11 protein-coding genes and 4 pseudogenes are annotated in these 11,156 nt (G+C 67.4%); 11 read left to right on the forward strand and 4 right to left on the reverse strand.

What is annotated here, in order from left to right; translation table 11 throughout:
• The first annotated feature begins 196 nt into the window (after positions 1-196).
• Positions 197-400, forward strand: coding sequence for a cold-shock protein (locus ACWFR4_RS38790; protein ID WP_453656421.1), 204 nt, complete (start codon positions 197-199; stop codon positions 398-400).
• Between the two features lie 798 nt (positions 401-1,198).
• Positions 1,199-1,627: a DUF6529 family protein gene (locus ACWFR4_RS38795; protein WP_453656430.1), complete on the forward strand. Its 429-nt coding sequence runs from the start codon at positions 1,199-1,201 to the stop codon at positions 1,625-1,627.
• A 37-nt stretch (positions 1,628-1,664) separates the two neighbouring features.
• Here the strand turns inward: ACWFR4_RS38795 and ACWFR4_RS38800 are convergent, their stop codons facing one another.
• Positions 1,665-1,802: a hypothetical protein gene (locus ACWFR4_RS38800; protein ID WP_453656422.1), complete on the reverse strand. Its 138-nt coding sequence runs from the start codon at positions 1,800-1,802 to the stop codon at positions 1,665-1,667.
• 125 nt (positions 1,803-1,927) lie between these two features.
• On the opposite strand from ACWFR4_RS38800, the gene ACWFR4_RS38805 reads away from it, so the two are divergent.
• The 8 genes and pseudogenes from ACWFR4_RS38805 to ACWFR4_RS38840 all read left to right on the forward strand — a co-directional run.
• Positions 1,928-3,151, forward strand: coding sequence for a PP2C family protein-serine/threonine phosphatase (locus ACWFR4_RS38805; RefSeq protein WP_453656423.1), 1,224 nt, complete (start codon positions 1,928-1,930; stop codon positions 3,149-3,151).
• A gap of 94 nt (positions 3,152-3,245) precedes the next feature.
• Positions 3,246-3,902, forward strand: coding sequence for a DedA family protein (locus ACWFR4_RS38810; RefSeq protein WP_453656424.1), 657 nt, complete (start codon positions 3,246-3,248; stop codon positions 3,900-3,902).
• A 977-nt stretch (positions 3,903-4,879) separates the two neighbouring features.
• A complete protein-coding gene (locus ACWFR4_RS38815) occupies positions 4,880-5,218 on the forward strand; it encodes a MerR family transcriptional regulator (RefSeq protein ID WP_453656425.1) in 339 nt (112 codons plus the stop codon).
• 582 nt (positions 5,219-5,800) lie between these two features.
• Positions 5,801-6,004, forward strand: a complete 204-nt coding sequence (locus ACWFR4_RS38820; protein ID WP_383088638.1) for a cold-shock protein — start codon at positions 5,801-5,803, stop codon at positions 6,002-6,004.
• A gap of 320 nt (positions 6,005-6,324) precedes the next feature.
• A complete protein-coding gene (locus tag ACWFR4_RS38825) occupies positions 6,325-7,839 on the forward strand; it encodes a DEAD/DEAH box helicase (RefSeq protein ID WP_453656426.1) in 1,515 nt (504 codons plus the stop codon).
• A gap of 46 nt (positions 7,840-7,885) precedes the next feature.
• On the forward strand, positions 7,886-8,290 hold the full coding sequence (locus ACWFR4_RS38830) for a CBS domain-containing protein (RefSeq protein ID WP_453656427.1): 405 nt from the start codon (positions 7,886-7,888) through the stop codon (positions 8,288-8,290).
• A 50-nt stretch (positions 8,291-8,340) separates the two neighbouring features.
• A pseudogene (locus tag ACWFR4_RS38835) lies at positions 8,341-8,460 on the forward strand (SCO5918 family protein); the annotation flags it as partial.
• 16 nt (positions 8,461-8,476) lie between these two features.
• Positions 8,477-8,803, forward strand: a pseudogene (locus tag ACWFR4_RS38840) (hypothetical protein); the annotation flags it as partial.
• Here the strand turns inward: ACWFR4_RS38840 and ACWFR4_RS38845 are convergent.
• Positions 8,752-9,174, reverse strand: coding sequence for a hypothetical protein (locus tag ACWFR4_RS38845; RefSeq protein WP_453656428.1), 423 nt, complete (start codon positions 9,172-9,174; stop codon positions 8,752-8,754). The pseudogene ACWFR4_RS38840 and the gene ACWFR4_RS38845 sit on opposite strands and share 52 nt — an antisense overlap.
• A 59-nt stretch (positions 9,175-9,233) precedes the next feature.
• Positions 9,234-9,821 carry a DUF5753 domain-containing protein gene (locus ACWFR4_RS38850; RefSeq protein ID WP_453656429.1) on the reverse strand — a complete coding sequence of 196 codons (588 nt, stop codon included), beginning with the start codon at positions 9,819-9,821 and terminating at the stop codon, positions 9,234-9,236.
• Positions 9,822-10,089: 268 nt separating this feature from the next.
• Between ACWFR4_RS38850 and ACWFR4_RS38855 the strand changes: the two are divergent.
• Positions 10,090-10,395 (forward strand): annotated as a pseudogene (locus ACWFR4_RS38855) (transposase); the annotation flags it as partial.
• Positions 10,396-10,765: 370 nt separating this feature from the next.
• Here ACWFR4_RS38855 and ACWFR4_RS38860 read toward each other — a convergent pair.
• Positions 10,766-11,043, reverse strand: a pseudogene (locus tag ACWFR4_RS38860) (transposase); the annotation flags it as partial.
• Positions 11,044-11,156 lie beyond the last annotated feature (113 nt).

Consider the following 11,156-nt stretch of genomic DNA (forward strand, 5'->3'; position numbering starts at 1 on the left):
CGGGGCGGGGCGCGTTTCCGATGATCACGGGGTGTGAGGGCGTGTAGCGTTTGGGTCAGCTGTCGTGGTTCGGAAGTTTCCCTTTTTGCCCACGCTTCGGCGTGGGCGTTCTGCTGCGCTGTGCCGCAGGAACCAGGACGACCACCTCCGCTTTCCGCATGGAGCGGGAGGCGTTCGTGACTGGAAGGCATGAGACATGGCAACGGGAACTGTGAAGTGGTTCAACGCGGAGAAGGGCTTCGGATTCATCGCCCAGGACGCCGGCGGCCCGGACGTCTTCGCCCACTACTCGGCGATCAACTCCACCGGCTTCCGTGAGCTCCAGGAGGGCCAGACCGTGACGTTCGATGTCACCCAGGGCCAGAAGGGCCCCCAGGCGGAGAACATCAACCTGGCCTGACCCTCCCCGCCGCAGCAGCGGCCCTGCCGTCAGCCGCTCCGAGCCCTCGCCACGGCAGTCTGTGCGTCCCGGCCTTCCTGGGAAGCTCGGGAGGGGCTGCCTTGCGGAATGTACGTGGGGAAGCCGTTCCGCAAGACACCCTGCGGCCCCGCGCTGAGGCGTGTGGGCGTGTCAGCCACCAGCAAGGGCCGTTGCCCAGGCCGCAGCGAGATCGCGCCGGCGGCCACCGCCAGTATCAGGACCCGCACGGCCCATCGCACGCGCGCCATGGCGGAAGGGTGCGGACATCCATTGCCTTCGCCTGCGGAGAGTTCTGTCCCCGCCGCACACGGCGCATCAGTTGTCCGCAGTGGCCGACGCTGCTGGTCCACCTGGCCGGCGGGGGTCTGATCACCGTCGTCGCAACGGCCCCAGCGCATGCACTCCGCCAGGGCCGCCCTTCCGGATCGTCACACGTGAGCGTGCTCGACCCAGTTTCAATTGTACGACTGCGGGCCGGACAGGCCGGGAGGGTGAGCGGGCCATCGGGCAGGCCCCGTCCCCCTCGTTCTGTGTGCAAGTGGGGCCGTGCAGGCCGTAAATGCCGGGCTGAGCGGTAGGCGAGTCGGCCCTCGGACACTCCGGCTCAGCCGCGTTCTTCTTCGGCCTCCATGCGGCGGATCCCCTGGTGGGTGGGGGAGACCATCGCGGGCGTGTTGCCCGGTTCGCCCCGTCGCCATCAGGCCCACGCGCCCGACGTCATGTCGCCGCCCGGTGCTGGTGACCCACCTCGCGTGCGAGGCGGCCCAGCCCGAGGACGTGGTCGAGAAAGGCGAACGTCTCAAACTTGGTACCGGCCGGTGCGTCTGTTTTGGTCTTGCCCTCATCCAGCTCCCGCTGGCCTTGTGGATGTACCACTGCCTTCCCCGCGTCCCAGCCGCGCCTCACGCAGTGCACACGGGACACCGTGTGCTGGGGTGGGTGGCCTTCCTGCTGTCGCTGTCCATCGCGTACCACTGCGTGAGCACCTACGGGCGTGGAGACCACCAGCACGCGGGTCTTCCTGCACTCCACTGCCAGCTGCCGCTCTACGGTGCATTCGTCGCCAAGGTTCTCGTGGTGCGCAACCACCGCCTGCCGGGTTGGATGCTGCCGGTTATCGGCAGCGCCCTCGTCTGCGCCATCGGGCCTTTGTGGTACTCCGGCGCACCGTGGGCCCTCAACGGATTCGACGCTCCCGGACTATAGCCGCGCCCGGTCCGACGCACCCGCCGAACCGGGTTGATCAGCCTGTTGCCATCAGCAGTGAGCCCAGGTCCACAGCGTCGTCGACGGCCGGCTCCGCCGGTCTGAGGGCTTCGGCGGCGCGCACGCAGGCGTCGAGGAAACCGGGAACCGAGCCCAGGGAGATCGCCGAAGTCATCAAGCTCAGCGTGGGCCGACATGCCGTGCATTGGCGTAATGAGCCGCTCCGGCGGCCTGCCGGGTCATTTTGTGCGGAGGCGGTGATCGGCGTGGGTAGGTAGGAGTGAGGGGGCGAACCGGGTCATGGACGAGGAGAGCGTGGACCGGTCGGAGGGTTTCGGCGAGCGGTTGCTCGGCCTGCTGCTGGATCGGGCGCGGCTGTTGCCCCCGCAGTTGATCGCCCCACTGATCGCGGAGGAGGTGGCCAGGATCGGCGGCCGTGACGTCTCCATCCTGCTCCAGGACTATGCGCAGGAGGTGCTGGTGCCGCTTCCGGGGAGGAAGCTGCACGTAGGCCAGCCCGAGCCGATGGCAGGCTCCCCCGCCGGCCGGGCCTTCCTGAGCGCGGACGTCGTCGAGGTGCCGCAGGTTCATGGCGTCCGGATGTACCTGCCGCTGCTGGACGGCAGCGACCAGGTGGGTGTGATGGCCCTGACCCTGGACGCCGTCGGCGACGACGACCGGCGGCTGCTGCGTCGGCTCGCCGGCCTGGTGGCCGACATGCTGGTCACCAAGAACGCCTACACCGACCAGTTCTTCCTGGCCCGGCGCCGGGAGCCGATGAGCCTGTCCGCGGAGATCCAGTGGGGCCTGCTGCCGCCGCTGACGATGTCCGTGCCGCAGGTCGCGGTGGCCGGCATTCTGGAGCCCGCCTACCGCGTCGCCGGTGACAGCTTCGACTACGCCCTCAACGACAACATCCTGCATGTGGCTGTGATCGACGCGATGGGCCACGGCCTGGACGCAGCCGCGATGGCGACCATCGCCATCGGCGCCTACCGGCATGCCCGGCGCGTGTTCATCAGCCTGGCCGAGAAGTACGCGTTCATGGACGACGCCATTACTCAGCAGTTCGGTCCCGACCACTTCGTCACGGCGCAGCTGATGCACCTGAACATCGCCACCGGTGAGATGGAACTGGTCAACGCGGGCCACCCCGCGCCCCTGCTGATCCGCGACGGCAGGGTCGTGCGGCAGCTGGAGAGCGCGACGACGTTGCCTGTCGGCTTCGGCGGTGAGGAGCCCCGGATCAGAGAGCACATGCTCCAGCCGGGCGACCGGGTGCTGTGTTACACCGACGGCATCATCGAAGAGCACGTCGACGGCGGGGAGCTGTTCGGAGAGCAACGCCTCATCCGTTGCGTCAACCGCCTGGGCGAAGAACCGTCGCAGGGCATGCGGGCAGACCTGCTCCGGCTCTCCCACACCCTGAAGAGGGAACGAGGCGGCCGCACCACCGACGACGCCACCCTTTTCATGATCGAATGGCACGGAGGCGCCGCCGACCACCTCGCGGTCCTCGACTGAACGCCTCGACGCCAACCGAATCCGAACCGGACAGCCACGCCCACGCAGACGCTCGGTTGACCATTACGGCTTCACCCGTAGCTACCAGCGAGTCATGCTCTACCCGCAGCAGGCCCGTCCACGGGTGGGCCGGCCGGGCGAATCCGTGATCGGCCTGGTCGAACTCGTCGGCCTGCACCGCCGGTTCGAGGCCGTCCCCGGGGGCGCACCGGGCTGCCCCCTCGTATCGCCTCGCGCCAGCCCCCTGGTCTACGCGGTCGTCGGCGCCCTCGTGTTCGCCGAGGACGCGCTGTTCTTCGGCTTCGTCCTGCCCGGTGAGACAGCCGTCGTCCTGGGCGGCGTACTCGCCAGCCAAGGCCAGGTCTCGGTCTACTGGCTGGCGCTGACCGTCGTCCTCGCCGCAATCGCCGGAGACACCGTGGGCTACTCCGTCGGCCACCACTTCGGCCCGAAGATCTTGACGACCGACCGGTACGCCTCCACCAGGAACGCATCTAGAAGGCACAGGACTTCATCCGCCGCCGAGGCCCCGAAGCAGTCTTCTGGGGCCGTTCATCGCCTTCTTCCGCGCGATGATGCCCGCGCTCGCCGGCATCTCCCCTATGCGCTACCGCCGCTTCCTCCTCTTCACCGCCCTCGGCGCCCTCGTCTGGGGAGTCGGCTTCACCCCTGCTGGGCTACATCGCAGGCTCCGCCTACCAGCGGGTCGAGGCTGTTGCCGGCCGCGTCGTTGCCATCGCCGTCGCGGTGATCGTGGTGGTCGGGCTCATGGTGTGGCGCGTTCGGCGCCGCCGCCAGGCGGACAGTCCAGATCCGAAGAACCGGGCTCGCTGACACGCCGAGTCGGCCCCGCGGCCTTCCGGATCGTCAAGGCGGCCGGCCCCGGGGCTGTCCGGATCCTTGTGCCCCGGTTGGGGCCCAGCCCGGCAGGGATGACAGCCCTTGGGTCTGCCCGTCAGTGTTCGAGGCTGATTACCTCACAGTCGAACACGCGGAAATCTATGTCGGCCGGAGTAGACATTGGGTGGTGGTGTGGTTATGGTTTCTCTCGTAGCCCAGAGAGACAGCAGGGCCTGGCAGAGACGAACTGCCGGGCAGTAGTACGGAAGTTGCAGTGCGCAAGGCGGTGCGGTGGTGGAGTTCCGAAGCCAGAGCAGTTGCAGGACGGCGACGGGACTGACGACCGGACCGGGTGGCCCGCAGTGATCAGGGGCTGCCGTGAGCAGTACCGCAGTTCACGCAGTATCAGTACCCGCAAGAGCAGTACCCAGCAGTGAAGTTAAGTGAGCAGTACCTCGGTGAAGGCGTCAGCTGCGGGCGCGCGCACCGGGAGGTTCGGCAGTGGGGCTCTAAGCCAGAGCAGACGCAGGACGGGCGACGGGGCTGGCTGCCGAAGAGTGGCGCTGTCACAGGCCACAGAGCAGTACGTAGGAGAGCAGTACCAGTAGTAGGAAAGTGATTGATCCCAGAGGGAAGAAACGGAGGAGGCAGGCGCCATCAGGATCGCCCGGGCGGAAGTCTTGAGCCCGGGTACCGCAGGACATCGACAGTGAGGTGGTCTCCGGTCAAGCAACCGCGATCCCCGCAAGCCCGACAACTTCCAGGTCGGGTCAGCGGAAACAGAAGGCCGGCGCAGTATCAGGGCCGGCAGATGGTGTAGCAGTTCCTTCGGGGCCCGGGTGTCATATGGCACCCGGGCCCCTCCACGCGTTCCACAGAGAGGTGCAAATGACAGCAGACGACTCGTTCGGGCGTCTCGAGGACGACGACTACCCCGCCTACACGATGGGCCGGGCCGCCGAAATGCTCGGCACCACGCAAGGCTTCCTGCGCGCCATCGGCGAAGCCCGCCTCATCACCCCGCTGCGTTCCGAGGCCGGACATCGCCGCTACTCCCGCTACCAGCTGCGCATCGCCGCCCGCGCCCGGGAGCTCGTCGACCAGGGCACCCCCATCGAGGCCGCCTGCCGCATCATCATCCTCGAGGACCAGCTCGAAGAAGCCCAGCGCATCAACGCCGAATACCGCCACGCCGCCGAATCCGAGAACCCGACGACCGCGGACTGAAGCGGCGCATGCCCGCCGACCTTCCCGCCTGCGCTCGGAACATACAGCTGCCCCGGGCAGGCTCTGCCGTCCGACTGGTTCGCACGAACGGTGTGGTCGGCCTTCAGGTGATGGTGGTGGGATCTGGCACGCCCGCGGCAGGGCCGCTCAGCAGCAGCGCTGCGCGGCCCTGATCTGCGTCGGTCCCGGCACACGGGCTGATGGGCCGTCGTCGGGCGGGAGGAGGTGCCACGGCAATAGATGTGCACACCGAGCCGAAAACAGCGACCGCTCTTCTTGGAACGCTGAATTTCGGGTGGCCCAATATCTATGACCGCGAGACGAGATTTTAATGTGCCGCGCGGACAGTGTGTTTGCTGTAACGAACAGAGTGGAATTATTTACCGTACGCAGGCCGCTACCGCATGCTACTGTCGCTCCTAGTTGCAGTTGTGGTTCCCAAAACTTCAACGCTTTCGTCAGTATTTTCAGCTGCGGGAAGCGTTTTGTATTTCCGGTCACTCTCCGGGCGGGGCATCATCGCGGCGACCCGGTATCCGTGGATTGCGGGTCCCGGCGTACTGCCCCACAAGGAGATATGACATGGCGTCTGGCACTGTGAAGTGGTTCAACGCGGCCAAGGGTTTCGGCTTCATCGAGCAGGACGGCGGCGGAGCTGACGTGTTCGCCCACTTCTCGAACATCGCCGCCGATGGCTTCCGGGAGCTGCTCGAAGGTCAGAAGGTCACCTTCGACATCGCGGCGGGCCAGAAGGGCCCGACGGCCGAGAACATCGTTCCCGTCTGACGCTGACGCGCACTTCGTAGCTGGGGCCCGCATCCCTCGGGGTGCGGGCCCCAGCTGCGGTCATCCCCGGGTCTTCCCATGTGGGGCAACGACGCCCGCGGATGCCTCTTCAGCAATACGGGCCTCTTCCAAGATGCGCCCGTAGACGTCCAGGATTCCACGTCCGCACGACGTCACCCATTTCATCGCCTGCACATGCGCTGGATTCACCGCAGGCCAGATCTGCTTTCGCATTTCGTTCGGCCCGTTCTTGTAATTCCCCGCGCTGTTCTTCCGCTGCGAGAATTCCTTGATACGTGCCGTATCAAGGAAGGTTCTGAATGAACCCCACACGCACGAACAACCGCTCCGCCCGCACCCGCAGCCGTACCGGCGGTCCCGCTTTCGGCACCGGCGCCGGTTCGCAAGGCGGCAGCCGCTTCGGCTCGCCCGCCCCGCGCCGTTCCGGAGGGCCGAGCCGCCCCGGGGGGCAGGGTCGGCGGCCCGCGGCGGCCTCGGGCGAGTTCGCCCTGCCGAAGACAATCACTCCCGCGCTGCCCGCCGTCGAGGCGTTCGCCGACCTCGACATGCCCGAGCGGCTACTGGCCTCGCTCACCGCGCAAGGCATGCGCATCCCGTTCCCGATCCAGGGCGCGACCCTGCCCAACACCCTCGCGGGCCGCGACGTCCTCGGTCGCGGGCGCACCGGCTCGGGCAAGACCCTCGCCTTCGGGCTGGCCCTGCTGGCCCGCACCACCGGACAGCGTGCTGAGCCCGGCCAGCCGCTGGCCCTGATCCTCGTGCCGACACGTGAGCTGGCACAGCAGGTGACCGACGCTCTCACCCCCTACGCCCGCTCGGTGAGGCTGCGTCTGGCCACCGTCGTCGGCGGAATGCCGATCGGCCGGCAGGTCAGCGCACTTCGCGGTGGTGCCGAAGTCGTCGTCGCGACGCCGGGCCGTCTCAAGGACCTCATCGACCGGGGCGACTGCCGACTGAACCAGGTCGCGATCACCGTCCTCGACGAGGCCGACCAGATGGCCGACATGGGCTTCATGCCCCAGGTCACCGCGCTCCTGGACCAGGTCCGGCCCGAGGGCCAGCGGATGCTGTTCTCCGCCACCCTCGACCGCAACGTCGACCTCCTGGTCCGCCGCTACCTCACCGACCCGGTCGTGCATTCCGTCGACCCGTCCGCAGGCGCGGTCACCACGATGGAGCACCACGTCCTGCACGTCCACGGCGCAGACAAGCACCGCACGACGACCGAGATCGCGGCCCGCGAAGGCCGGGTGATCATGTTCCTGGATACCAAGCACGCCGTCGACCGGCTGACGCAGGACCTGCTGAACAGCGGTGTGCGGGCCGCCGCCCTGCACGGCGGGAAGTCGCAGCCGCAGCGCACCCGGACCCTGGCCCAGTTCAAGACCGGGCACGTCACCGTGCTCGTCGCGACGAACGTCGCGGCGCGCGGCATCCACGTCGACAACCTCGACCTTGTCGTCAACGTCGACCCGCCGACCGACCACAAGGACTACCTCCACCGCGGCGGCCGCACCGCCCGCGCAGGCGAGTCCGGCAGCGTCGTCACCCTCGTCACACCGCACCAGCGCCGCGGCATGGTCCGCCTCATGTCGGACGCCGGAATCCGGCCGCAGACCACCCAGATCCGCTCGGGCGACGAGGCCCTGAGCCGAATCACCGGCGCCCAGGCCCCGTCCGGCATCCCGGTCACCGTCACCGCACCGGTGGCCGAACGCCCTAAGCGCAGCGCCTCCCCCCGAGGCCGACGCCGCCCCTCGTCGGCGACCCGGCGCGCGCCCGTACGCCAGTCCGTCTTCGACGCGGCGGCCTAGAACCTTCGTGATCAGGAAGCTGACCCATCTCTGCAGGAGGCACCTTTTGACGCTGGTTCAGATGCAGCCCCGCCCGGCGAGCACCAACCCCGTGCAAAGGAAGACGGTTGAGGCCAGGGACGCGGCCGGACCGCAGGTCTGTGACGACATGAGTCTCGAGGTGGCGCTGTCCGTCATGGCCGCAGCCCACACGGGTCGGCTGGCCGTCTGCGACCAGGACGGCCAGCGCACCGGCCTGGTCACCCAGACCGAACTCACCGTCGTCCGCGACAGCTCCGCTTACACGGACCGCGTCCGCCTGCGCGACATCGCCAGCGATCACGGGTCGTTCACCTCGCCCGAGGCCACTGGCTCCGAATCCGAACACGTGCTGCGCTCCCGCCGGCTCGGCGCACTGCCGGTCATCGACGGGCAAGGCAGCGCCCTGGGCATCCTCGCCCTCTCCCGCTGACCCGCCTCACCACTCGTCGGACCGTTATCCCCTTCTCCTTGTGAGGCCACATGCGCTGCGTCATCGCCCGCTTCCCCTTCGAGCTCACCAAGAGCGGCGTGCTGGAATCGATGAAGGGCGTCAAGCCCGAAACGGGCACCGGCGAATCCGTGATCATCGGCCGCCGCCACCGAACCGGTCCCTCGACCCATCCCGGGTGAACCGACCATGACGAGCCTCTTCTTCGCCGTACGGAACATCCCGAGCGCCCGCTACAAGGCGCTCGGCGGGTTCGCCAGCAGCGCGGTGAACCTCACCAAGATCGAGAGCTATCAGATGGGCGCGGGTCTCAACCCGAGCTGCTTCTATGTCGAGATCGAGGGCCATCCCGACGAACCCCGTGTCGCACTCGCTTTGCAGGAGCTGCGCTTGTTCTCCTCCGAGGTTCGCGTGCTCGGCGTCTATCCGGCGCACCCGCTCGGTCATGCCGTCTGTCCCTTCTCGCGGTTGGCGCGTGCACGGCGCATCCGGTAGATCGCTGCGACGGCGCGCGCGTTGGTGCCCAGGTGCCGCAGGTGCTCGTACGCATCGGTGTGCGACATCTGCCCTGGCGGCACGGGGTGGGAGATCAGCCGGTGCGCGGTGGCAAGCAACCCTCCGAGGGTGGGGTCGTCTTTGTCGATGACTCCGGACTCGATGACCTCGGCCAACTGTCCGCGCAGTCGCAGGACGCGTGTCTCAACGCGCTGCTTGTCCGGCAGCTCCAGCCGGATCTGGAGCGCCCACTGCACGTCCGCGTCAAGTTGTTCGAGGTCCAGGGGAAGTGCCTCGGCGTGGGATTCTCTTTCCTGCTCAACTTCGATCACCGCGCGCCCCCAAGGGTCGATCACTTCCGGCTGGTGCATTTCAAGCTAGGGAAGTGGCGTGTCGACCATCTATGAAGTTGCGCGAAGTTGCGCGGGTGTCACCCGAGAGCGGCGATCTCCTCTAGGATCAGGGCGCGTGCTTTTGGCCCGAACACCGCCATGTCCCGCAGGCGGTCGAAGGCGCGCGAGTAGGCAGCGATCTCGTCGGGTGCGGTGATGTTGATCTCCGCGGTCAACGTCTCCACCTGCACACGCGAGTTGTCGAAGATCATGAAGGTCTCCAGCGGCCACATGGTCCGCTCGGTCGGCTGGGGCACGATGCCGAATGCCACGCTGGGCAGCGACATCACTTCCAGCAGGTAGCCCAGTTGTCCCGCCATCACCGAGGGCGTGCCGAACCGGTAACCGAGAACGGCCTGTTCGATGAGCAGCACGAACCGGTGCTGGCCCTCATAGATGATCCGGGAGCGCTCCAGGCGGGCGGTCGCCGCTTCGGGGGAGTCGTTGGGGGTTCCCTGGAAGTCGCTGATCAGGTTCATCAGCGCTTCGGCGTACCCGTGGACCTGCGAGAGGCCGGGGACGACGTTGTGACAGTAGACGCGGAACACGCTCGTGCCCTCGTACAGCGGGACCGCGCTCTCCTGCATGCGGCGGATGCCGTCGCGGTGCAGCCGCTTCCACTCCACGTACAGCAGGTCCGCATCCCGCGTCTTGGACCGCGCGCCGCTCTATGCGGAGGTCTCAGCCGACCCGGTTCGCCGCAGGCATCGCAGCCCTCAACTCGAGTCCCCAGAAGCTTTCGCTCCATCGGGACGCCCTTACTGACTTCGGCGTTTCGGGGTCTGGATTTGTGTCGGGATCGGTGACGTGGTCCGTCTGGGCTGGTACGCCGGAGGCATGCGGTATCCGGACGGGGGCGGGCTGACCGCCGAGCAGCGCAGGCGCCGCGAAGAGAAGGCCCCGCTGATCGTGGTGTGGGACCGGCTGAGCACCCACATCTCCAAGACGATGAAGGCACTCGTTGCCGAGCGGGACTGGCTGACAGTGGTCCTGCTGCCTGGGTATGCGCCCGACCTCAACCCAGCGGAGGGTCTGGGGGCGCACATCAAGCGGAGCCTGGCCAACCTGGCTGCCCGCACCCTGAGCGAGTTGGAGACCCTGCTCCGCAGGCGGCTCAAGGCGCTGCAGTACCGGCATGGCATCCTCGGCGGATTCCTCGCCGGGACGGGGCTCGCTCTCGATAGACCGCGCGGACCCTAATACGCCGAAGTCAGTACTGGCTCCTGTGAAGTGGGCGGATTCAACCGGTCGTCGCAACACGTTGACTGCGGAGGTGTGATGGGCGGGCCGGCAGGGTGGATGAAGGAGCTGACGGATAGGTCTCCGATGAAGTCACTGGGGGCGCCGTCATTGCCACGGACTGAGACGAGTATCTGCTGGCCCTGCTTCTGAAGTCCTACCAGCGCATGGCGTGTTTCCTGAAGCTGGAAGACGTCCTCCCGGAGATGGTGGTGGACTTCGTGCGGCGGACGGTGGAGCTGCCGGAGGGCACGTTGCCGCTGTACAGGGCGTTCCCCCGTGACGGGGCATCGATACGCTGAGGTTCAACCTCGGGAGTGGACACCGGGTTTCATGCGACGAGTGACAGCGTATGTGACGCGATCAGCTGCTGTTCGAACTCGGCTGGGGTGAGGTAGCCGAGCGCCGAGTGACGGCGGCGCCGGTTGTAGTAGGCGAGCCAGCGCAAGAGTTCCAGGCGGGTCTGCGCCTTCGAGGTGAGAAGTGCCGTGCATGCAGCAACTCCCGCTTCAGCCCCTGGAAGAACGATTCAGCGAGGGCATTGTCATAACTCGAGCCGATGCGCCCCATGCTGCGGTGGATACCGTGCCGGCGGCAGGCATCGGCGAAGGCCCGACTCACGTACTGGGCGAGTTCAACCAGTCGTTGCAACACCGGGCTGTTGCAGCGAGCGTAGCTGCTCTTCGAAGACCTCGGCCGGCGTCCGCCAACCGAGGACCTTG

This window comes from Streptomyces sp. NPDC055140, assembly GCF_053607285.1.